Origin of the sequence: Rhizobium sp. BK650, assembly GCF_014195325.1 — a bacterium.
Classification (GTDB): Bacteria; Pseudomonadota; Alphaproteobacteria; order Rhizobiales; family Rhizobiaceae; genus Rhizobium.
On the sequence record NZ_JACIBK010000016.1, the window covers coordinates 48,667 to 71,088 of the forward strand.

23 protein-coding genes are annotated in these 22,422 nt (G+C 56.5%); 11 read left to right on the plus strand and 12 right to left on the minus strand.

Annotated features, from left to right (window positions below; genetic code table 11):
* Nucleotides 1-181 precede the first annotated feature (181 nt).
* Nucleotides 182-1,024 carry a fumarylacetoacetate hydrolase family protein gene (locus FHX15_RS27830; protein ID WP_184401582.1) on the minus strand — a complete coding sequence of 281 codons (843 nt, stop codon included), beginning with the start codon at nucleotides 1,022-1,024 and terminating at the stop codon, nucleotides 182-184.
* 190 nt (nucleotides 1,025-1,214) lie between these two features.
* Nucleotides 1,215-2,168, minus strand: a complete 954-nt coding sequence (locus FHX15_RS27835; protein ID WP_184401583.1) for a glutathione S-transferase family protein — start codon at nucleotides 2,166-2,168, stop codon at nucleotides 1,215-1,217.
* Between the two features lie 184 nt (nucleotides 2,169-2,352).
* On the opposite strand from FHX15_RS27835, the gene FHX15_RS27840 reads away from it, so the two are divergent.
* On the plus strand, nucleotides 2,353-2,949 hold the full coding sequence (locus tag FHX15_RS27840) for a nitroreductase family protein (RefSeq protein ID WP_184401584.1): 597 nt from the start codon (nucleotides 2,353-2,355) through the stop codon (nucleotides 2,947-2,949).
* A 62-nt stretch (nucleotides 2,950-3,011) separates the two neighbouring features.
* Here the strand turns inward: FHX15_RS27840 and gyrB are convergent, their stop codons facing one another.
* The 5 genes from gyrB to FHX15_RS27865 all read right to left on the minus strand — a co-directional run bounded on the left by gyrB (nucleotide 3,012) and on the right by FHX15_RS27865 (nucleotide 8,336).
* Nucleotides 3,012-5,447, minus strand: coding sequence for a DNA topoisomerase (ATP-hydrolyzing) subunit B (gene gyrB, locus FHX15_RS27845; RefSeq protein ID WP_184401585.1), 2,436 nt, complete (start codon nucleotides 5,445-5,447; stop codon nucleotides 3,012-3,014).
* A 133-nt stretch (nucleotides 5,448-5,580) separates the two neighbouring features.
* The gene (locus tag FHX15_RS27850) at nucleotides 5,581-5,958 is read right to left on the minus strand and encodes a helix-turn-helix domain-containing protein (protein WP_184401586.1); all 378 of its coding nucleotides are present in this window, start codon (nucleotides 5,956-5,958) and stop codon (nucleotides 5,581-5,583) included.
* Nucleotides 5,955-6,524 carry a Smr/MutS family protein gene (locus tag FHX15_RS27855; RefSeq protein ID WP_184401587.1) on the minus strand — a complete coding sequence of 190 codons (570 nt, stop codon included), beginning with the start codon at nucleotides 6,522-6,524 and terminating at the stop codon, nucleotides 5,955-5,957. The genes FHX15_RS27850 and FHX15_RS27855 overlap by 4 nt, the downstream gene beginning before the upstream one ends.
* A complete protein-coding gene (locus FHX15_RS27860; protein ID WP_184401588.1) occupies nucleotides 6,524-7,639 on the minus strand; it encodes a murein transglycosylase A in 1,116 nt (371 codons plus the stop codon). The genes FHX15_RS27855 and FHX15_RS27860 overlap by 1 nt, the downstream gene beginning before the upstream one ends.
* Nucleotides 7,632-8,336 (minus strand): Tim44/TimA family putative adaptor protein, encoded by a 705-nt coding sequence (locus tag FHX15_RS27865; RefSeq protein WP_184401589.1) that lies wholly within the window; start codon nucleotides 8,334-8,336, stop codon nucleotides 7,632-7,634. The genes FHX15_RS27860 and FHX15_RS27865 overlap by 8 nt, the downstream gene beginning before the upstream one ends.
* A gap of 126 nt (nucleotides 8,337-8,462) precedes the next feature.
* Between FHX15_RS27865 and FHX15_RS27870 the strand changes: the two genes are divergently transcribed.
* Together FHX15_RS27870 and secB are read left to right on the plus strand one after the other, a co-directional pair.
* Nucleotides 8,463-8,981 (plus strand): FxsA family protein, encoded by a 519-nt coding sequence (locus FHX15_RS27870; RefSeq protein ID WP_184401590.1) that lies wholly within the window; start codon nucleotides 8,463-8,465, stop codon nucleotides 8,979-8,981.
* Nucleotides 8,982-9,079: 98 nt separating this feature from the next.
* On the plus strand, nucleotides 9,080-9,562 hold the full coding sequence (secB, locus tag FHX15_RS27875; protein ID WP_184401591.1) for a protein-export chaperone SecB: 483 nt from the start codon (nucleotides 9,080-9,082) through the stop codon (nucleotides 9,560-9,562).
* Between the two features lie 58 nt (nucleotides 9,563-9,620).
* On the opposite strand, the gene dnaQ is transcribed toward secB, so the two are convergent.
* From dnaQ to FHX15_RS27900, 5 genes are read right to left on the minus strand one after another with little or no spacing between them, the layout of a single operon-like run.
* On the minus strand, nucleotides 9,621-10,337 hold the full coding sequence (gene dnaQ / locus FHX15_RS27880; RefSeq protein WP_184401592.1) for a DNA polymerase III subunit epsilon: 717 nt from the start codon (nucleotides 10,335-10,337) through the stop codon (nucleotides 9,621-9,623).
* Entirely contained in the window at nucleotides 10,330-10,941 is a 612-nt protein-coding gene (gene coaE / locus FHX15_RS27885; RefSeq protein ID WP_184401593.1) for a dephospho-CoA kinase, read from the minus strand. Before coaE ends, dnaQ begins: the two co-directional genes overlap by 8 nt.
* Nucleotides 10,941-11,798 carry a shikimate dehydrogenase gene (locus tag FHX15_RS27890; RefSeq protein WP_184401594.1) on the minus strand — a complete coding sequence of 286 codons (858 nt, stop codon included), beginning with the start codon at nucleotides 11,796-11,798 and terminating at the stop codon, nucleotides 10,941-10,943. Before FHX15_RS27890 ends, coaE begins: the two co-directional genes overlap by 1 nt.
* Nucleotides 11,791-12,390 (minus strand): Maf-like protein, encoded by a 600-nt coding sequence (locus FHX15_RS27895; RefSeq protein ID WP_184401595.1) that lies wholly within the window; start codon nucleotides 12,388-12,390, stop codon nucleotides 11,791-11,793. Before FHX15_RS27895 ends, FHX15_RS27890 begins: the two co-directional genes overlap by 8 nt.
* A 34-nt stretch (nucleotides 12,391-12,424) precedes the next feature.
* On the minus strand, nucleotides 12,425-13,246 hold the full coding sequence (locus tag FHX15_RS27900) for a pyruvate, water dikinase regulatory protein (RefSeq protein WP_184401596.1): 822 nt from the start codon (nucleotides 13,244-13,246) through the stop codon (nucleotides 12,425-12,427).
* A gap of 401 nt (nucleotides 13,247-13,647) precedes the next feature.
* On the opposite strand from FHX15_RS27900, the gene hemE reads away from it, so the two are divergent.
* The 8 genes from hemE (at nucleotide 13,648) to FHX15_RS27940 (ending at nucleotide 22,420) form a co-directional block, all read left to right on the plus strand.
* Nucleotides 13,648-14,685, plus strand: a complete 1,038-nt coding sequence (hemE, locus tag FHX15_RS27905) for a uroporphyrinogen decarboxylase (protein WP_184401597.1) — start codon at nucleotides 13,648-13,650, stop codon at nucleotides 14,683-14,685.
* On the plus strand, nucleotides 14,685-15,221 hold the full coding sequence (gene hemJ / locus FHX15_RS27910) for a protoporphyrinogen oxidase HemJ (RefSeq protein ID WP_184401598.1): 537 nt from the start codon (nucleotides 14,685-14,687) through the stop codon (nucleotides 15,219-15,221). The genes hemE and hemJ overlap by 1 nt, the downstream gene beginning before the upstream one ends.
* 196 nt (nucleotides 15,222-15,417) lie before the next feature.
* Entirely contained in the window at nucleotides 15,418-16,683 is a 1,266-nt protein-coding gene (gene rho, locus FHX15_RS27915) for a transcription termination factor Rho (protein ID WP_029868909.1), read from the plus strand.
* A 98-nt stretch (nucleotides 16,684-16,781) separates the two neighbouring features.
* A complete protein-coding gene (mnmE, locus tag FHX15_RS27920; RefSeq protein ID WP_184401599.1) occupies nucleotides 16,782-18,104 on the plus strand; it encodes a tRNA uridine-5-carboxymethylaminomethyl(34) synthesis GTPase MnmE in 1,323 nt (440 codons plus the stop codon).
* Between the two features lie 63 nt (nucleotides 18,105-18,167).
* Entirely contained in the window at nucleotides 18,168-20,042 is a 1,875-nt protein-coding gene (mnmG, locus tag FHX15_RS27925; RefSeq protein WP_184401600.1) for a tRNA uridine-5-carboxymethylaminomethyl(34) synthesis enzyme MnmG, read from the plus strand.
* Nucleotides 20,043-20,070: 28 nt separating this feature from the next.
* Nucleotides 20,071-20,688 carry a 16S rRNA (guanine(527)-N(7))-methyltransferase RsmG gene (rsmG, locus tag FHX15_RS27930; RefSeq protein WP_184401601.1) on the plus strand — a complete coding sequence of 206 codons (618 nt, stop codon included), beginning with the start codon at nucleotides 20,071-20,073 and terminating at the stop codon, nucleotides 20,686-20,688.
* A gap of 19 nt (nucleotides 20,689-20,707) precedes the next feature.
* On the plus strand, nucleotides 20,708-21,502 hold the full coding sequence (locus tag FHX15_RS27935) for a ParA family protein (protein ID WP_184401602.1): 795 nt from the start codon (nucleotides 20,708-20,710) through the stop codon (nucleotides 21,500-21,502).
* A gap of 36 nt (nucleotides 21,503-21,538) precedes the next feature.
* Entirely contained in the window at nucleotides 21,539-22,420 is an 882-nt protein-coding gene (locus FHX15_RS27940; RefSeq protein WP_184401603.1) for a ParB/RepB/Spo0J family partition protein, read from the plus strand.
* Nucleotides 22,421-22,422 lie beyond the last annotated feature (2 nt).

Here is a 22,422-nt window from a genome sequence, read left to right on the forward strand (position 1 = left end):
CAAAGACGACGCCAATTGAAGGGCGCCGGACTCTTTCCGTTAACGCTGGCACATCAACGTAGGCTAACAGGTTTTTGTTGCACAGCAACATAACATTACAGACTGAAAGAAAAATGCCGGAAAGTTGATCTCCGGCATTATCTTGGCGCATAAAGTTTAATCTTTTCAGCCGGAAAAATCGTTAACGATCCGCTACGAAGAGCTGCTTTTGGGTGCCGAGGCCTTCGATGCCCAGTTCGACGACGTCGCCATCCCTCAAGTAACGCGGCGGCTTCATGCCCATGCCGACACCCGGCGGCGTACCGGTCGAGATAACGTCGCCCGGCTGCAAGGACATGAACTGGCTGAGATAGGAAACGATGAAGGCGACGCCATAGACCATGGTCCTTGTGGAGCCGTCCTGCATCGTTTGACCGTTGACCTTGAGCCACATGCCGAGATTCTGCGGGTTGGCCACTTCATCCTTAGTGACGAGCCATGGGCCGATCGGGCCGAACGTGTCGCAGGACTTGCCCTTGGTCCACTGACCTGAACGCTCGGTCTGGAAGGCGCGCTCCGAAACGTCGTTGGAGACGCAGTAGCCGGCGACATAATCCAGAGCTTCGGCTTCGCTGACATATTTGGCGGTTTTGCCGATGACCACGCCGAGTTCGACTTCCCAGTCGGTCTTTTCCGAACCGCGCGGGATTTGGACGTTGTCGTTCGGGCCGACGATTGCCGATGTCGCCTTCATGAAAATGACAGGCTCGGGCGGCACGGTAGCGCCGGTTTCAGCTGCGTGGTCGGAATAGTTCAGGCCGATGCAGATGAACTTGCCGGTGCCGGCGACGCAGGCGCCGATACGGCCAGGCGCCAGTTCCGCCAGACTTTTCGGGTCCAGGGCGGCGATCTTCGCGAGACCTGTCGGGGTGATCGCCTCGCCACCGATATCGGTGACATGGGCCGAAAGGTCGCGGATCTTGCCATCGGCATCGAGCAGGGCCGGCTTTTCGCGGCCCGCTTCTCCAACGCGCATCAGCTTCATGAATATCCTCCTCATGCAAAGCGGGTGCGCCACCTATGAACGAATTATTCATCCGTGTCATTATGCCTTTCCGAGGAAGCGGTACGCCTGCTCAGAGAATTTTATTCTTTCCCGAAAGGAAAATGCTCTCTCGCTTTGTCTTCGCGCAATTTCAGACCTAAAACCGTTGCGCGCCTTTGCTGGAACTGCCCTAGAAAATTTCAGCGAGTGCCGGCCCTGCCGGAACTATACGCGTGGGGTTAAGGCTCTCGATCGAATAGTAACCGCGCTTGATATGGTCGAAATTCACGGTCTCAGCGATGCCTGGCCAATCCAGCATCCGCCGGCAGAAAGCCTTGAGGTTGGCGTAATCGGAGAGGCGCCGCAAATTGCATTTGAAGAGACCGTGGTAGGCGACATCGAAACGTACCAGTGTAACGAACAGCCGGATATCCGCTTCCGTCGGATGATCGGCAAAAAGGAAGTTGCGCCCCTCAAGTTGCGGTTCGATCCAGTCCAGGCAGGCAAACACTTCCGCGAAAGCCTCCTCATAAGCAATCTGCGTCGTTGCAAAGCCGGTGCGATAAACGCCGTTGTTCAGCGAAGGGTAGATGCGCTCGTTGAAGGTATCTATGTCGCTCCGCCGAGGGGCCGGATAGAGATCGATCTCACCACACGCGAGATCGCCAAAGCCACTGTTCAACATGCGCAGGATATCTGACGATTCGTTGTTGACGATCGTTGCCCGCTTCTTGTCCCACAGGACAGGAACCGTGGCACGGCCGGTGAAATCCGGATCCGCCTTGGTGTAGATCTCATGCATAAAGGTTGCGCCGTTCACCTCATCCACGGTCGCGCCGGGATAGTCTCCAAAACGCCAGCCCTGCTTGGTAAGCGCAGGTTCGACGATCGAAACCGAGATGACTTCCTCAAGCCCCTTGAGCTTGCGGCCGATCAGCGTGCGCGAAGCCCAAGGGCAGATATAGGCGACGTAGAGGTGGTAGCGTCCAGCTTCTGCGGCAAAACCGCTCTCACCCGTCGGACCTGCGTTGCCATCAGGTGTCACCCAATTACGGAAGCTTGATATCTGGCGGACGAAACCACCCTTCTCGTCCTTTGCCTGGACCGGCTGCCAATCCTCTGTCCATTTCCCATTCACGAGCATGCCGCATCTCCGATCGACTGGATTTGACGCCGCTTTAGCTGGAGTTTCCCGCGCGCGTAAGATCAGTTTCTGGAAACAGATTGTGCACCGGCTGGAACCAAACTTCGCTTGCCAAGCAAGCGATCGCGGAAATATCAGTAGGTGATCTTCGCAATGAGTTTATCGCCAACGTCCGGAAGCCAGCATGACGACAGCCAATAGCCGCGAATCCGAATATGCAATCGATCCGATGTTTCTCGACCGCTGGTCGCCTCGTGCCTTTACCGGCGAAGTCATCGAAGAAGCGCAGCTGCTGACGCTGCTTGACGCTGCACACTGGGCGCCTTCTTCCGCAAACATGCAGCCGTGGCGGTTCCTTTACGCATTGAAGGGTTTCGAACACTGGGAGGAGTTCCTGAGCTTGCTCGTCGAATCCAACCAGGAGTGGGCGAAGAATGCTTCGGCGCTGATCTTCGTGGTCTCACGCAGTTTCAACGGCGCGCGCAGCGAGGGACGGCCAAGCTATACACACTCCTTCGACGCCGGCGCGGCATGGGGCCATCTCGCTATTCAGGCTCGCATGTCCGGCTTCTATGCCCACGGCATGAGCGGCATCAAGCATGAAGAAATCAAAGAAAAGCTTGGGGTGCCAGACGGTTATCGTGTCGAAGCTGGTATTGCCGTCGGGCGTATTGCCGACAAGAGCGTCCTCTCCGAACGCAATCGCGCGCGTGAATTTCCAAGTCAGCGCAAGCCGCTCTCGGAAGTCGCTTTCAACGGTCACTTCGTCGACAATGATTGATCACAAATAAAAGCCCGGCAAGCCTGATGGCTGCGGGGCTTATTTCATGACTGGTTTTCAACTCAGATGTCGAGGTTTGCAACACTCAGGGCGTTGTCCTGGATGAATTCGCGACGCGGCTCGACTTCATCCCCCATCAGGCGGGCAAAGAGGCCGTCCGCATCGGTCGCGTCGCTGACCTTGACCTGCAGCAGCGAACGGACGTTCGGATCCAAAGTCGTTTCCCAGAGCTGCTCGGCATTCATTTCGCCGAGGCCCTTGTAGCGCTGCATAGTCAGTCCTTTACGGCCGCTGGCGAAAATAGCATCGAGCAGGGCGCGTGGACCGGAAATTTCCACATCGCCATCACGTCGGCTCAGTGCCGGTGGTGTCTGGTAGATTTCCTTCAGACGCGGAGTGAGCTGATCGATAAGACGCGCATCCTGGGAGCCGATCAGCGCCATGTCGAGCACGATGACTTCCTTGACGCCGCGAACCATGCGTTCCAGGCGGATGCCGCCCTCGCTGGTCAGGCTGCCTTCCCAGCCGCGTTCAGTCTCCTCAGCGATAATATCGAGCCGTCTGGCGACTTCACTCGCCAATTCCTGAGCGCGGTCCGCATTGCTGACGAGCTCGGCATTGAGTGCGCCGGCGATCGCGGCCTGTTCGACCACGGCGCGGTTGTAGCGCGAATGGAGATTGTCGAGCAGCGCGCGCAGACGCAAGGCATCATGAATGACCTCATTCAGATCCTGCCCGACCCGCACTTCACCGCTCGCAAGCTTCAGCGCCGCATCATCCAGGCCCTGGCCTATCAGATAATCTTCCAGCGCCTTTTCATTCTTGACGTATTGCACCGACTTACCGCGCGAAACCTTATAAAGCGGCGGCTGGGCGATATAGAGATGGCCACGCTCGATCAGCTCCGGCATCTGGCGGAAGAAGAAGGTGAGCAGCAGCGTGCGGATGTGGGCGCCATCGACGTCGGCATCCGTCATGATGATGATCTTGTGGTAACGCAGCTTTTCGGCATTAAACTCATCCTTGCCGATGCCGGTGCCAAGCGCGGTGATGAGCGTGCCGATTTCCTGGCTCGACAGCATCTTGTCGAAACGGGCGCGCTCGACGTTCAAGATTTTGCCACGCAGCGGTAGGATCGCCTGATTTTCACGCGAGCGCCCCTGCTTTGCCGAACCGCCTGCCGAGTCCCCCTCGACGAGGAAGACTTCGGACTTGGCCGGATCCCGCTCGGAGCAGTCGGCGAGCTTGCCAGGAAGCGAGGCGATATCGAGTGCGCCTTTGCGGCGGGTCAGTTCACGCGCCTTGCGGGCGGCTTCACGGGCGGCGGCAGCTTCCACCACCTTGCCGACGAGAACCTTGGCTTCAGAGGGATGTTCTTCGAGCCAGGTGCTGAGCGCTTCATTGACCAGGCTTTCGACGACAGGACGCACTTCCGAGGAAACGAGCTTGTCCTTGGTCTGCGACGAGAATTTTGGATCCGGCACCTTGACCGACAGAACAGCGGTCAGGCCTTCGCGGCAATCGTCACCGGTGAGCGTCACCTTTTCCTTCTTGGTGATGCCAGAGGTATCGGCATAGGACGTGATCTGGCGTGTCAACGCAGCGCGGAAGCCGGCCATGTGCGTCCCGCCGTCACGCTGGGGAATGTTGTTGGTGAAGCAGAGTACATTCTCGTGGTAGCTGTCGTTCCACCACATGGCCACTTCAACGGTAATGCCATCCTTCTCGCCACGGATTGCGACAGGCTTTTCGACGAGCGGCTTCTTGGCGCGGTCGAGATAGGAAACGAACGCCTCGAGGCCGCCGTCATAGACCATCTCTTCCTGCTTGATGTCGGAGTGACGCTTGTCCGTCAGCAGAATGCGGACACCGGAGTTCAGGAAGGCCAGTTCGCGCAAGCGGTGCTCGAGCGTGCCATAGTCGAATTCCGTCATGGTGAAGGTTTCGGAGCTCGGCATGAAGCTCACTTCCGTGCCGGTCTCGTTACCGGCTTCGCCCGTTATCTTCAGGGGCGCATCCGCAACACCATGAGTGAAGCTCATCTCGTGGATCTTGCCCTGGCGGCGGATCTTCAGTTTCAGCCAGACAGAGAGTGCGTTGACGACCGAGACGCCTACACCATGCAGACCGCCAGAAACCTTATAGGAATTTTGATCGAACTTACCGCCGGCATGGAGCTGGGTCATGATGACTTCGGCCGCCGATACGCCTTCGCCGCTGTGAATATCGGTCGGAATGCCGCGGCCGTTATCCGTCACGGTCACAGACCCATCCGGATTGAGCGAAACGGTGACGATATCGGCGTGGCCGGCTAGCGCTTCGTCGATCGCGTTGTCGACGACTTCATAGACCATATGGTGAAGGCCGGAGCCGTCGTCGGTGTCGCCGATATACATGCCGGGGCGCTTGCGCACGGCATCGAGTCCCTTAAGGACCTTGATGGAGTCTGCGCCATATTCGGTGTTTACGCCGTTTTCCGTCGCGGGTGCATCGGTCATTCTGTCGAGATTTTCCCTGTTGTCGTCAGCAGCGGCGCGCCTTGCGAATCACCGGCTTTTTCAAAGTCGAATATAGGTTTTTTGTAGCGAGTTCCCAATGGCAAGGCCCTAAAACAAGGTATAAATCAGGGGATTATGACGCTTTTCCGTCGACTTTGCTGCCATTTTCGAGAAGGGCCGATAGCCGGGCGATATCAGCCTTGTCAAGGCTTCGGATTCGCTTGGCCAGACGATTGGCAAATTCGGTGTATTCGGGCGGCAGGCCCGACGTATCGACGACCACGCGCGGATCGGAAGTGCCGGCAACGAGGAAGAGTTCCTCGGCCTCGTCCCAGATGATGTTGAAGTAGCCGGCAATGCGCTGCAGGAGATCGAAGCTCGGCACGCCGCGCTTTCCATGCTCGAGCGCTGAGAGGTAAGCCGGTGAAACATTCAGGGCCGCAGCCATCTGTTTCTGCGTCACGCCCTTACGAGCCCGCAGCTTGCGGACCGCTTCAGCAAACGGCGTCACGACTTTTCCCCGGCGCGGCGCGAGAGGCGGATATAGAGCGCACCCTCGCCGCCGTGATGCTGGGCCGCCGACTCGTAGGACGAAATCAGGAAACGGAATTCCGGCTTGGAGAACCAAAGCGGCACGGCACGTTTCAAAGCGCCTTCGCTACCCATTGAACTGCCCTTGCCGGTAATAACCAGAACGTGTCGCATGCCGCGCTCGTGCGCGCGGATCAGGAAGTCGAGGAGGAACGAGTGGGCCTCGCTCTGGACCATGCCGTGAAGATCGATCCGCGCTTCCAGCGCCAGCTTGCCCTTTGCAATTTTGCGCTTGACCGGCCGTTCCAGCGGATGGTGGAGACCCGAAGGCTGTCTTGCCGATCCCGGCGCCGCGGGTCGCTGCATAAGAGCCGGAGCCATCTTCTGTTTTTCGGCCTCTTTCTGCTCGGCAACCGCTTCGGCCTCAGCCAGAAATGTATCGAGCGCGGTCAGCTCGTCCGCCTTGCCCGGCATCGGCCTCGTACTGCGGGCCACCCTGCCCCAGAGGATCCTCTCGTCCGAACTGAGTTTGCGATCCTTGGCCATCAGAGGAACCTCGTCGCGGCGGTATTCGGAATGAGAATTGTGAAGTCGGCGTCGTCGCTCACCGTGCCGGCCAGCTCGCCCGCGGTATAGCCAGAGCCGGTGAAGATATCGCCGCGGGCCGGGCCAACAATTGCAGAACCGGTGTCCAGCGCCAGCATCAATCGCCGAAACGGTTTGCCGCCATCGAGATGCGTGAGGCTTTCGGAACGGATGAAAAATGGAAAGCCGAAGGTGTGGATCAGGCGGTCGACGGCGAGCGAACGTCCGGCGAGCAGCGGCACTTTTGCCGCCGCAATCGGTCCGGCGTTCGGATCTTCCACCGCGGTTTCTCGGAAGAAAATATAGGACCGGTTATGCCAGAGGACTTCATCTACCTGGTCCGGATGAGCGGCAAGCCAAGCGCGGATCGATTGCATGGAAATGTTTGCGCGGTCGATTTCGCCTCGGTCGATCAATAATTTGCCGATGGCCGAAAAAGGATGACCGGCTTTCGCGGCATAGGTAATGCGGCCGATACGGCCATCCGGATAGTGCAGACGAGCAGCCCCCTGCACATGCACAAAAAAGAGATCGACCTTCGATTTCGCCCAGGCGATTTCGAGGCCGCGGCCTTCAAGATAACCCTGGTCGATGGCACGGCGATCGGGATAGGCGTCGATTAGACCATCACGAAGGCGTCCGAAAACATAGGAATTCTCCAGATCGGCCGGACGGTTTTGATCTTCGAGATCTATCAGGTCGTCTGGGCGACGGTAGATCGGAAAGCGGAACTCCTCATCCGGCCTGTCGGCGACGTCGATTTCCGGTTCGTAAAATGCCGTGACAAACCCGCTACCGCCATCTCTTCGTACAATCCGGAATGGCTGACAGTGTTGTTCGAAGAAGCGTCGCGCCACCTCGGCGGACGACGGATGAAACTTCTCCGCTGCTTCCAGCAATGGAAGGAGATCGGCTGATGTCAGTCCTAGCGATCCGGTGCGATAGGGTTTCGTTTCGGAAATATGCCGTCGACAGGCAGCCATGACTTCAAAAAGGCTCGAGGGATCGTCATCCCTCCAGCCTCCCAATGCGTCGAAACTGGCCGCCTGAAGGGTGAAACCGGCTGCGTCACTCATGTTCCGATTCGGTCGCCACGAGTTTCCAGTTGGGGTCGCGCGATCGGGTATCGCGAGCGAAGGTCCAGAGATCGTTGACCTCGGCGACGTTCTCCGCATCGCCTTCGATCAGCACGTCGCTCTTATCGTAGGTGGCAGAGATCAACTGACTAATGATACGCACCGTGATCTGCGCCTCGCTACCTTTGGTTTCGGCATGAGTGATCTCGGCCTTGTCGATGCCCACGAAAGTGGACTTCATCTTCTCGCCCCTATTCTCGCGATCGCTGATTGCCGCATCGAAGCCGTCATACACCTCGCGGGAGAGAAGATTCTTCAGCGTTTTGCGATCGCCATCGGCGAAGGCCATGACGATCATTTCGTAGGCCATGCGGGCACCATTCAGGAATTCCTTCGGGTCAAAGGACGGATCGGCTCTGTTGAGTGCGCGCAGCGATTCGTTCAGCGGCGTGCCGGCAGGTGCGACGGCGTCGATGGCAGAGAAGCGGCCTTCCTCTTCCCCATTCACATCGCGTCGCGGCAGAGTTACGACCTTGCCGGCATCGGCGCTATCCTTCTGCACGGCATCCCGTGGCGTATAGAGATCACGCGGCGGCTTCTCATTTCCCGTGCGGCGTCCAAGAACGGATCGAAGCTGAAAGAAAATCAGCACCGCCGCCACCAGGAAAAATAATGTGATGAAGTCGTTTGAACTCATATCCCGCCGTTCGCTGTTAACATCCCTGATTTCTACCCCCATATAGTCCGGCTATACGGATGATTCAAATCATGGCTGGTATCTTCGCCAGTGCCAAGAGGAGCCCGAGCCGCTCGGGATAGAGAGATGCGTTTTTCCATGCTGCCGGTTTTCGTGCTGCTTCTGCCGCTTGCCGAGATCGCTGGCTTCGTCATTGTCGGCCGCGCAATCGGACTTGCCGCGACCCTGGGGCTTGTCGTGCTGGGCTTTGTCGTCGGCTCCTTCCTCTTGCGCCGGCAGGGTATTGGTATCCTGCGCCGCATGTCAGCCGAAGGGCGCAACGGCACGATGCCCGGACGGGAACTGCTCAATCCTGCGATGACCGTCATCGCCTCGCTGCTCTTCATCATCCCCGGCTTCCTCTCCGACATTCTGGCGATCCTGCTGCTCATTCCGCAAGTTCGCAATCTGCTCTGGCGGTCGATTGCAAAACGTTTCGTTGTCGTTGATACCAGCCGCGGCGGTTTCTCGGCCTCTCCGCGTTCGGATTATCGAGCCCGGCCAGGCAAGTCGGGCGATTCAAAGGTGGTCGATCTCGATGAAGAGGACTATCATCGCGAGCCGGACGGCAAATCGCCCTGGTCCGGCAAACAGCTCGAAGACTGAACGGCAGCGCATTAACCGCGCCAGGTGCCCAGGGTTGTAAGCCTATCCCCGAAATGTTAGATGGCGGCACCTATCAATGCCCCCTTGAGGAAAAGCCCATGGCAGACGACAACAGCAGCAACGGCACAGCGAACCCGACCCTTTCGATCCTTGCCCAGTACGTCAAGGATCTTTCCTTCGAAAACCCGGGCGCACCGCGCTCGCTTCAGGCCCGCGACAAGGCACCGGCGATCAACATCAATGTGAACGTCAATGCCAATCCGCTGTCCGATACGGATTTCGATGTCGTGCTTTCGCTGGTCGCCGAAGCCAAGGACGGAGACAAGACCGTCTTCCATACCGAGCTCGTCTATGGCGGCGTCTTCCGCGTTGCCGGCTTCCCGCAGGAGCACATGCTGCCGGTCCTCTTCATCGAGTGCCCGCGCATGCTCTTCCCGTTCGCCCGCCAAATCATTGCCGATGTCACGCGCAATGGCGGCTTCCCGCCGCTGATGATCGATCCGATTGATTTCGCGCAGATGTTCGCACAGCGCGTTGCTGAAGAACAGGCTCGTTCCAAGGTTCAGGCCGTACCGAACTGAACCAGTTTTATAGGCTCTCCAAGTTCAAATGCCCGGGCAGAACCCGGGCATTTTTATTTCAGTTGAGCTGATCGTATTTCGACCAGACAGCCTTTTGGCCGAGTTTGGCGATTAAGGCGTCATGAGCCTCGGCTTCAGCTTCGCTCAATCGCGGCGCCAGCGGCCGCGGTCTCTCCATGATGGCAGCGACCACGACTTCTTCCACCTCAACATTATTCTTGTTCTGGCTCGCAGATCCCGCGACGCCGAGCCCGAGTGCGGCCTGCCGGCCGCCAATCATTTCGATATAGACTTCAGCAAGAAGTTCGGAGTCGAGAAGAGCGCCATGTTTGGTACGATGCGAGTTATCGATGCCATAACGACGGCAGAGAGCATCGAGCGAGTTCGGTCCCATCGGATGCTTGCGGCGGGCAAGCGAAAGCGTGTCGACGACCCGATCGGGCAGAATCGGCGGCAGGCCGAGTCTGGCAAGCTCGGCATTCACAAAGCCCATATCGAAGGTGGCGTTGTGGGCGATCCACTTGCCGTCGCCGAAGAATTCCAGGATCTGCTCGACGACATCGGCAAAAGGCGGCTTGTCCTTCAGGAACTCGTCGGTGATGCCATGGACGGCAAGCGCATCCGGGTGAACCTTCTGATCACCCGGATTGATAAAAAGATGGATCGTATTTCCCGTCGGAAAATGGTTGAAAAGCTCGATACCACCGATTTCGATGATGCGGTCCATGCGGTTGTCGAGCCCGGTGGTTTCCGTATCGAAAATAATCTCACGCATCGGAGGTTTCTTCCTTCGCTATCCGCTTCTTCAGGTCGGCGATTATCTCTGCCACTTGCTTTCTTGCCGCCTCGACGGTGTGACCAGTATCCACGAGGTAGTCAGCCCGGCGGCGTTTTTCCTTATCCGGCATCTGGCGGGAGAGAATCATATTGAATTTTTCTTCCGTCATGTTCGGGCGCGCAAGCACCCTCTTTCGCTGAATCTGTGGATCGGCACTGACGACGACAATGACATCCACTCTTTGCTCAGCACCGGTTTCGAAAAGCAGGGGGATGTCGAGCACCACCATATCTGCTCCTGCCTTTTTCTGCTGCGCCAGGAATTCAATCTCCCGCTTGCGCACAAGGGGATGAATAATCTGTTCGAGCCGCTTGAAGCCAGCTGGGTCCAGAGCGAGTTGCCGCCCCAGTTCCTGACGGTCGACGACACCATTTTTTATCGTGCCAGGGAAGGCCGCGTTGACCAGGGGTGCGGCCTCGCCCGCATATAGGTCATGCACGACAGCATCTGAATCGTTAACCGGAACACCGGCTTCGGCAAAGAGCTTCGCTGTCGTCGATTTGCCCATGCCAATGGAGCCGGTGAGACCGATCTTCAGCATCAATGTTTTTCCATATCCGCAATGATCAATGCGCGCAGCCTTTCATCAACGACAGGCCGCCTGCCGAACCATTTTTCAAATCCCGGGACCGCCTGATGCAGAAGCATGCCGAGGCCGTCGACGATGGCAAAACCCTGTTCTTCCGCTTGGGCGAGGATCGGTGTTTTCAACGGCACATAGACGATATCGGTGACGACCGCGTTCGAAAGCATGGGGGAGAAATCGATGACGGGTGCCGCTTCTCCATCCATGCCGAGAGAGGTCGTGTTGATGAACAGCCCCGCTCCAGTCATCACTTCCGCGAGCGCGGCGGTTGGATGCGCATAGACCTTCGGGCCGAAGCGGTCGGCCAGCTCCCGCGCCCGCTCGACCGTGCGGTTGACGACGTGGATTTCCTTGAAGCCGCGGTCGCGGACCGCCTGAATGACAGCACGGCTTGCACCACCGGCGCCAAAGACGACAACCCGGTCAGACCGGTCCCACCCGGCGCGACGTTCATCAAGGTTGGCGGTAAAGCCGCGACCGTCGGTGTTGGTTGCGAAGAGTTTTCCATCTTCCAGCCAGAGGGTATTTGATGCACCGAGCTCTTTTGAAAGCTCGTCTGGTCGATCGGCCAGTTTGAAGGCCAATTCCTTGTGGGGGATCGTGACATTGCCACCGACGAAACCAATACTGCCGTTCTTCAGTGATGCAATGAAATCTGCAAAGGCTTCGGGGGCAACTTCATAGGCCTGATAATTTCCGGGCAGATTGAGTGTCTTCAGCCAATAGGCGTGGATCAACGGCGAACGCGAATGCTTGACGGGAAAGCCCGTGACAAACGCTTTTGGCTCATGTGTTTCACGTGAATCATCCATCGATCGCATCCAGTTCCCGAAGTTTTGCAAGGAGAGGCAACATCGGCAGACCGAGGATTGTGAAGTAATCCCCGTCGATCTTTTCGAACAACTGGATCCCCTCTCCCTCGAGCTGGTAAGCCCCGACGCTCGCCAGAGCCTTTAGCCCAACGCGCTTCAGATGGCGCCCAATAAAGTCATTGGTCAGCGGACGCATCGTCAATTGCGCATGCGCCACATGTTGCCATAGGACTTCGCCATCCTTGACAATGGCGATCGCGCTATTCAAGCGATGTGTCCTTCCCTCAAGCATACGCAGATGATTTGCCGCCTCTGCCATATCCTTCGGTTTGTGAAAGACCTGGGCGTCGAGCGACATTGTCTGGTCCGAGCCGATGACAAGCGCGCCGCCGAAGCGTCGGCTGACTTCACTCGCTTTTGCCTCAGCGAGAACAAGCGCCACTTGATCGGGTGCCGCGCCCGATTTTTCCAGCGGCGCCTCGATTGCACGTTCGTCGATGTGGGCGGCGTGAGCTTCAAAAGCGAGGCCGGCATTTTCCATCAGCATCCGCCGGAACGGGCTCGATGATGCAAGAACGAGCTTTGGTGTCATTCCTTGCTCCCGAAGTGATTAAGTTACTCAGCGCTTAACGCAGCTTCGGGCGCAGGGCAACGATTGCCGCTGCTGTCTCCTCAATCGAGCGTCGGGTGACATCGATCATTGGCCAATTATGACGAGCGCAGAGGGAGCGCGCATATTTCAGCTCCTCAGAGATTGATGCGCGATCGGTATAATGCTCTCGGTCGAAACCGGGGGTCGATCCAAGAAGGCGATTTTCGCGAACTTGGGAAATCCGGTCCGTGGTGGCGATGAGACAGACGATCAGCGGTTTGGTCGCCGTTGCCAACGCCTCAGGCAAAGGCACGCCATAGACGATGGGGATATTCGCAGTCTTGATGCCACGGTTTGCAAGATAAATGCTGGTCGGCGTCTTCGACGTCCGGCTGATGCCGACGATGACGACATCCGCTTCGTTATAGTCCTCCGGCATCTGACCATCATCATGATCCATGGTGAAGTTCAGCGCTTCGATACGTGCGAAGTAGCCCGCATTCATCACGTGCTGAGCGCCGACACGTCTTCTCGAGGGAGCCCCGAGATAGATCTGAAACGCGCCGATAACCGGTTCCAGAACATTGACGGAGGCTACGCCCATTTCCGCACAGCGTTCGTCAATGATGCTCGCAAGTTCCGGATCGACGATCGTGTAGAGAACGATGCCCGGTTCACTGTCGATCGCCTGAAGCACCGGCATCAGCTGCTTACGGTTTCGGATCAGCGGATAGACATGTTCGATCGACTGAGCGGATTTGAACTGGGCGGAGGCGGCGCGGCCGGCGGAGATGAGAGTCTCGCCGGTCGAGTCAGAAATCAGATGCAGATGGAAGAAGTTCGTTCTGTTCTCCACGCTATTTTCCGCTGCCTGTTGAAAAGACTGGACAGCAAAGAGCTAACGGCGCGACTAGGATCGAGGCAAGGGAAAACATGCGCCCTTATCCACATCCAGAACTTTCGGAGGTGATCTCGGAGGGAGCTGTGGATGATGGGGACGGTGATCGTGCTCCCGCTGACCATGCACAGCTTGTCCACAGCGTGAGCTGAAAGATGAATTCCCGGAACCTGATGGAATCTCTTCACAATTTGGATTTTCTGCTGATTTACGCGCACGCACGCGAATCTCAACCCTCATTGATACGGCCTGCGTGACAAATCGCGCTCGCGGTGGATGGATTTTAATCCTTGATAGAAACCGACTCTAAGAAATAGAAACCTTTTAAATATCTTTGGATTTTTATAGGGAAGAAGCGCTTGAGCGAAACGCGCCGGAAAATCATGCAGGTTCTTGACGGTAAGACCCTGACGCCCCCTCCCCTCTGGCTCATGAGACAGGCAGGTCGTTATCTGCCGGAGTACAGGGAAACGCGTGCGAAAGCGGGAAGTTTCCTCGATCTCTGTTATTCGCCTGATTATGCCGTGGAGGTGACGCTTCAACCGATACGGCGCTACGGTTTTGATGCCGCCATCCTATTTTCCGACATCCTGGTCATTCCCGATGCGATGAAGCGCAATGTCCGTTTTACCGAGGGACATGGTCCGGAGATGGACCCGATTGACGAGACGGGCATTGCCGGGCTCGATGGAGAAAATGTCATTGATTACCTGCAGCCCGTGCTGGAGACGGTGAAGCGCCTGAGGAACGAGCTTCCTTCGGAGACGACGCTCCTCGGCTTCTGTGGAGCTCCTTGGACGGTTGCGACCTATATGATTGCTGGCCACGGCACGCTGGATCAGGCGCCTGCCCGTCTGTTTGCGTATAAGCATCCGCGTGCTTTCGAGCACTTGCTGATGCTGCTTGCGGATGTCTCTGCCGACTATCTCGTGGCGCAGATCGATGCCGGCGCTGATGCGGTGCAAATCTTTGATTCCTGGGCTGGTGTTCTCGGCGAGAAAGAATTTGAAGCATTCGCGGTTCGTCCCGTGGCGCGCATGATTGCTTCGATCAAGGCACAACGGCCGCAGACGCGGGTCATCGCATTTGCCAAAGGTGCGGGCTACATGCTCAAGACTTATCGGCAGAAGACCGGAGCAGATGCGATCGGGCTCGATTGGTCCGTCCCACTTGCCTTTGCAGCCGAGCTGCAGAAGGACGGACCAGTGCAGGGTAATCTTGATCCGATGCGTGTTGTAGCTGGCGGCCATTCCCTGGAGGAAGGCATCGACGACATTCTTCAGGCGCTCGGAAACGGACCGCTGATCTTCAATCTCGGTCATGGGATTACGCCTCAGGCAGATCCGGAGAATGTCCGCCTTCTCGTCGAGCGGGTACGCGGCGTGGGGGCGGTGTAGTGGAAAAGCAGACGGATAGAAGGCCGGGCGCCTATGCTCGCCGGCGCGCCCATTTTGCTTTGATCTTCTTTGCAGTTCTAGCCGTTGGGCTTTTCGCCTGGAATCCCGACAACCTCTATCTCTGGATCAAGGCGCTCCACATCATCGCTGTGATTTCGTGGATGGCCGGCCTTTTTTATATGCCTCGGCTTTTCATCTATCACACGGATGCAGAACCCGGTTCCATTCAATCCGAGACTTTCAAGGTGATGGAGGGACGGCTGCTCAGGATCATCATGAATCCGGCCATGATGCTGACCTGGATCCTTGGTCTTTATCTCGCCTGGTCTGTTTATCGTTTTCAGGGCGGCTGGTTGCATGCAAAGATGGGGTTGGTCGTTCTTTTGACGATCGTCCATGTCTTTTTCGCCAGAGCCGTGCGGGCGTTCGAACGGGATGAAAACCGCCGCTCGGCCCGTTATTGGCGCTTCATGAATGAGGCGCCAACTGTGCTGATGATCCTCATCGTCATCCTCGTCGTCGTGAAGCCGTTTTGATACCAGAGGTGATGCAGGTTAAATTTCAATCATTTTAACCAGCCCTCTTGCGGGCAGGGTTGTGACTCGCTATTTTCCGCCCATCTCATCTTCGTGGCATGTGTGTAGAGTTCAGTCGCCTGCGAGCCCTTTCGCAGTACCGAATACGACCCAACATCGCCTTTCCCCTTCTAAAATAAAGAGTATTGGTCACTTCATGGCTGAAATGAAGCTTCAGGAACTTAAGAGTAAATCGCCGACGGATCTTCTGGCTTTTGCAGAATCGCTCGAGGTCGAAAACGCGAGCACGATGCGCAAGCAGGAGCTCATGTTTGCAATCCTGAAGGTTCTTGCCAGTCAGGATATCGAAATCATCGGTGAAGGTGTCGTTGAGGTCCTGCAGGATGGTTTCGGGTTTCTACGCTCCGCAAATGCCAACTATTTGCCCGGCCCGGACGATATCTACATTTCCCCTTCGCAGATCCGCCGTTTCTCGCTGAAGACCGGCGACACCGTCGAGGGTCCGATCCGCGGTCCGAAGGAAGGCGAACGTTACTTCGCGCTTCTCAAGGTCAACACAATCAATTTCGATGATCCTGAAAAGATCCGTCATAAGGTTCACTTCGACAACCTGACGCCGCTCTATCCGAATGAGCGCTTCAAGATGGAACTGGATGTTCCGACCTCCAAGGATCTCTCCCCGCGCGTCATCGATCTCGTGGCGCCTCTCGGCAAGGGCCAGCGCGGCCTGATCGTTGCTCCGCCGCGTACTGGTAAGACGGTTCTGCTGCAGAACATCGCTCACTCGATCACCGCGAACCACCCGGAATGCTATCTGATCGTGCTGCTGATCGATGAACGTCCGGAAGAAGTCACGGACATGCAGCGTTCGGTTCGCGGCGAAGTCATTTCTTCCACATTCGACGAACCGGCCGTTCGCCACGTACAGGTCGCCGAAATGGTGATCGAAAAGGCAAAGCGCCTCGTGGAACATGGCCGCGACGTCGTCATCCTGCTCGACTCCATTACGCGCCTTGGCCGCGCCTACAATACCGTGGTGCCGTCGTCGGGCAAGGTTCTGACAGGTGGTGTCGACGCGAACGCGCTCCAGCGTCCGAAGCGCTTCTTTGGTGCTGCACGTAACATCGAGGAAGGCGGTTCGCTGACCATCATTGCGACGGCCCTCATCGATACCGGCAGCCGCATGGACGAAGTTATCTTCGAAGAGTTCAAGGGCACCGGCAATTCGGAAATTGTTCTCGATCGCAAGGTCGCAGACAAGCGCATCTTCCCGGCCATGGATATTCTCAAGTCCGGCACGCGTAAGGAAGATCTGCTCGTTCCGCGGCAGGATCTGCAGAAGATCTTTGTCCTGCGTCGCATTCTTGCGCCGATGGGCACGACTGACGCGATCGAATTCCTCATCGACAAGCTGAAGCAGACGAAGAATAATGGCGACTTCTTCGACTCGATGAATACCTGATCGTTAGCCGGATTCCTCAGATTGAGGCTGGTGAGTCGTTATGCGACCGCCAGCCTTTTCTGTTTAGGTCGATGCGGAAACGAACTGATTGGCAGAAGATGGAAATGTGGAACGATACCATATTCGCTCTCTCGAGCGGCGCGCCGCCGTCAGGCGTCTCTGTTATCCGTGTTAGCGGTCCACAGACCCGTCTTATCTTGGAAACGCTGATCGGTCGGGTTCCCTCGCCGCGATCTGCCGCCTATCGAACGATTCGGAGTCGGAACGGTTTTACGATCGATGCGGGATTGGTTCTTTTTTTCCCAGGTCCCGCCTCTTTCACGGGTGAGGACTCCGCAGAATTTCAGGTTCACGGTTCGAGAGCGGTTATATCTGGCCTTTCAAAGGAACTAGCATCATTTCCGCAAACCCGGCTTGCGATGGAAGGGGAATTTAGCCGTCGCTCTTTCGAGAATGGCAAGCTTGATCTCGTCGAGGTAGAGGGATTGGCCGATCTTATCGCGGCCGAGACTGAAATGCAGCGTCGACTGGCGCTTGAGCAGAGTTCAGGTGGCCTGTCCCGTCTATACGATTCGTGGGCGGAACGAATTACGCATTCCCGGGCGCTTATCGAGGCCGAGCTTGACTTTCCCGATGAGGACGATGTTCCGGGATCCGTCTCAGATGAGATCTGGACCTCGTTGACAGCGCTCCGGAGCGAGATAGAGAGCCACCTCTCTCATGCCGAAATGGGAGAGATCATACGGGACGGTTTTAAGGTCGTCATTGCCGGGGCGCCGAATGCTGGTAAGTCCAGCCTGATGAACTGGTTTGCCCAAAGAGATGTGGCGATCGTGACCGATATCGCCGGGACGACACGCGACGTCCTTCATGTCGATATCAATCTGAACGGCTATTTGGTTAAGCTCTACGATACAGCGGGCCTGCGCGACACGGCCGATATCGTCGAAAAAGAAGGAATCAAGAGGGCACAGGTGGCATTAAGCAATGCCGACCTTGTCCTTTTCCTGGTCGATATGGGATCCCCGCAGCCAGTGGATCCCGCTGACTTGGAACGCGCTTCATCGCATGTTATTGTTGGCACCAAGCGCGACCTGAATCCTTCAGCCAATTCCTATAGTCTTCAGATTTCCATAAGGACCGGTGAGGGTCTTCCAGAACTGCGGGATTATGTTTCTTCCCTCATCGAACGGAAGTTTGGGGGATTATCCTTATCTGTTCCGGCACGAGGGAGACATAAGGATTCACTTCTGAAATGTCTGATGGCTCTCTCAGAAGCAATCGATCGGATAGGGCAAAGCTTGGAGATCAGAGCGGAATCGCTAAGGCTTGCAGGCGACCATTTAGGACGCATTACCGGACGTGTTGATGTCGAAGATCTTCTTGGTGTCATCTTCTCAGAGTTTTGTATCGGAAAATGATTCACGTGGAACATCAGCAGCCCATGATGGGGAAGTTTCACGTGAAACCTTTTGGAGTTGCGCATGAGCGCCAGTAGCTATGATGTTATCGTGATTGGCGGCGGCCACGCAGGGTCGGAAGCAGCCGCCGCGGCCGCGAGAATGGGCGCGAGGACGGCCCTGATTACACACCGCCGCGATACAATCGGTGTCATGTCCTGTAATCCGGCGATAGGCGGCCTCGGCAAAGGGCATCTTGTCCGAGAGATCGACGCGATGGATGGTCTCATGGGCCGCATCGCGGATGCAGCTGGCATTCAGTTCCGGATGCTGAACAAGAAGAAGGGTGCGGCGGTGCGCGGCCCGCGCACCCAGGCCGATCGCAAGCTCTACCGGCTCGCGATGCTCGACGCCATCGAGGCGATTGAGAATCTCGACGTCATTGAAGGCGACGCATTTGACCTTGAGATAAGGGGTAATCGAGTCGCTGGCGTAATGATGAAGGACGGACGGCTCTTTTCAGCCCCTTCCGTGGTCATCACCACCGGCACTTTCCTGCGGGGTCTTATCCACATAGGCAATGAGAAGACGCCCGCCGGCCGCACCGGAGAGCCGCCATCTGTTGGACTTTCGGCAACGCTTACTCGTTTGGGCTTGAAGCTAGGTCGGTTGAAAACGGGGACGCCGGCGCGTCTGAATGGAAAAACGATCGATTGGTATTCTGTTGGCCGCCAAGCGGCGGATGATGAACTGATCCCCTTCTCTTTCATGACGGATCGGATCGTGAATCAGCAGGTCGAATGTGGCGTTACGCGGACAACGGAGGCGACACATCGTATCATCGTGGACAATATAGGGAAGTCAGCGATGTATTCCGGCCAGATCGAAGGTGTGGGTCCTCGCTACTGCCCTTCGATCGAGGACAAGCTGGTTAGATTCGGTGAGCGAGATGGACATCAGATCTTCCTGGAACCCGAGGCCCTGGACGACGACACTGTTTATCCAAATGGGATCTCTACTTCGCTTCCGGCCGAAGTGCAGGCGGCTTTTATCAAGACGATCCCCGGTCTTGAACATGTAGAGATATTGCATCCCGGATACGCGATCGAATATGACCATGTTGATCCGCGCGAGTTGTCGGCGACATTAGAAGTCAAGAAACTTCCGGGACTCTTTCTTGCCGGCCAGATCAACGGGACGACGGGCTATGAAGAAGCTGGCGCGCAAGGACTTGCCGCTGGCCTTAACGCTGCACTTTCGAGCAGCAACTCTCAGCCTTTTATATTTAGCCGTACGAACTCCTACATCGGGGTGATGATCGACGATCTGACCTCCCGGGGTGTTACGGAGCCGTATCGAATGTTTACATCGCGTGCCGAGTATAGATTGACTCTTCGTGCCGATAATGCCGATGTACGACTTACGCCGGTGGGAATCGAGCTCGGATGTATTTCTGCTGGCCGACGTGAACGTTTTGACGCGTATCAAAGTGCCCTCCAACGCGCCAGGACGATGCTTCAATCATTGTCGGTGACCCCGAGCGAAGCCCGCCGCGTTGGCCTGAACCTCAATCTTGATGGCCAGCGGCGCACCGCTTACGACCTTCTTTCTTATCCTGAACATAGCTTTGAAGATTTGGGCAAAGTGTGGGAAGGCTTGGGGGTTTTTTCGAAAAAGATTGCCGAAGCGCTGGAGATCGAGGCTGGCTACTCTGTCTACATGGATCGCCAGGCGGCCGCCATTGAGGTGCAGCGGCGGGACGAGGCCCGCTTGATTCCAGCTGACTTCGACTACGGCACCTTGTCCGGCCTCTCCAACGAGCTGAAGAGCAAACTCAGTGCACAGCGGCCTGCTAACGTTGCCCAAGCTCTTAAGGTAGAGGGCATGACACCGGCAGCGATTTCGCTTTTACTGGTTCATCTGCGTCGCCACCGGGACGCTGACACACAAGTCGCATAATGACTGCAAGGTTTGAGAGTCTTCCGGAATGGACTTAAACGGATTACGTGTTTCACGTGAAACACAGGAGCGTCTGCGTCATTTCGCCGAGCTCTTCACAAAATGGGCCAAAACAATCAACCTTGCTGCTCCCTCTACTATGGATGACATGTGGCGCCGGCATATCGCTGACAGCGCGCAGATATTCCAGATCTCGCCTCATCCCCAAACCTGGATCGATCTGGGAAGCGGCGGCGGTTTTCCTGGGGTGATTACTGCGGTTTTCTTGGCAGAACAGCAGGCGGGCTGGGTCCATCTGGTGGAGAGCAACAATAAAAAAGCAGCATTTCTGCGAACTGCCTTGAGAGAAACAGGCGGACGGGGCGAGGTACATGCTATCAGGATAGAAGATGCACCAGCTAGGGTTCCCTTTTGTGATGCCATTTCTGCCCGAGCGCTGGCTGATCTCGATAAGCTGATCGAGTATGCGTCGCCGTGGATGGTTGGCAAGGAAAACAATCGGGCTTTTTTTCATAAAGGCCGGGATTACCAGAGGGAAATTCAGAAAGCGCATGGTCGCTGGACTTTTGATCTGTTAGAACACAATAGCGCTGTTGAGCGAGATTCTGTAATTCTCGAGATATCAAATCTCAGGCGCTTGGTTTAACAAAGCGGATATTGCGGCAATGGCTGGCGAACGTAATCGGATAATCACCATCGCAAATCAGAAGGGTGGCGTGGGCAAGACCACCACCGCAATCAACTTGGCAACTGCTCTCGCCGCTATCGGCGAACGGGTATTGATTATCGATCTGGATCCACAAGGTAATGCAAGCACCGGTTTGGGTATTGACCGGCGCAATCGCAGGCTTTCCTCCTATGACCTAATGGTGGCGGAAGCCAGTGTCGCCGAGACCGCGCTTGAGACGGCTGTTCCTAATCTTTTTATTATCCCGTCGACAATGGATCTCCTTGGCGTGGAGATGGAAATCTCTCAGCAAAGCGATCGTGTCTTTAAACTCAAGAAGGCATTGTCTTCCTCCGAAGCGCTCTCCTTTTCTTACATCCTTCTCGATTGCCCGCCCTCTTTCAATCTTTTGACGATGAACGCCATGGCGGCAGCTCATTCGGTTCTGGTTCCACTGCAGTGCGAGTTCTTCGCTCTTGAGGGTTTGAGCCAGCTTCTGGAGACCGTCAACCAGGTCCGGCGGACGGTCAACCCACAGCTCGATATTCAAGGCATCGTGCTAACGATGTTCGATGCGCGCAACAATCTGGCGCAACAGGTCGTCAACGACGTGCGGACTCACCTCGGCGAGAAAGTATATCACACGCTTATCCCGCGGAATGTCCGTGTTTCGGAAGCGCCTTCCTATGGCAAGCCTGCAATCCTCTACGACCTCAAATGTGCCGGTAGTCAAGCTTATTTGCAGCTCGCATCGGAAGTCATCCAGCGGGAGCGGCAGAGGCTGGCGGCTTGAACGGGTGCATGACAGAGTTAAGCGAGTTTTTTGAACATGAATGACGATACATCGAAAAGACGGCTTGGCCGTGGCCTCGCAGCCCTTATAGGTGAAATGGATCAGCCTGTTCCAGCGGAGGCCGAGCGGTCTGCAGTCAGTGCAGACCGGATGATCCCTATCGAATTCGTTACTCGCAACCCTCGCAACCCTCGTCGTTTTTTCGATGATACGGAGCTTCACGATTTAGCGAGTTCGATACGCCAGCACGGTATCGTGCAACCAATCGTGGTTAGAACACTCTCGCGGGACCGCTATGAAATTATAGCCGGCGAAAGACGGTGGCGTGCCGCCCAGCTGGCAGGTTTGATCGAGATTCCCGTTATCATCAGAGACGTCGATGATAAGACGGCGCTGGAAATCGCCATCGTCGAGAATGTTCAACGTTCCGATCTGAATCCGCTTGAGGAAGCGCTCGGTTACGAGCAACTCATTGCCGAATATGGATATACCCAAAACGATCTCGGCGAGATCATTGGCAAAAGCCGCAGCCATGTCGCCAATTCGCTGCGCCTGTTGAAGCTGCCTGAGCCTGTCCGTGACATGCTGGCCGCAGGAAGCCTTTCTGCAGGGCATGCGCGTGCGCTGGTGTCGACATCGGATCCTTCTGCACTCGCGCGCACAATTGTTTCCAAGGGCATGTCGGTACGCGACGCAGAAAAGCTCGCACAGAACGACATCAAGGCTCAGTCCGAGCCACAAACGCCCGTTCAAAGGAACCAGAAGGATTCGGACACTTTGGCTCTGGAGCGTACGCTGTCGGATACGCTTGGACTCGATGTGTCCATCAATCACAAGGCCAGCGGTGGTCAGATTCGTATTTCTTATAAGTCTCTGGAACAGCTCGAAGAAGTCTGCCGACTTCTCGAGCGGCGCTGATC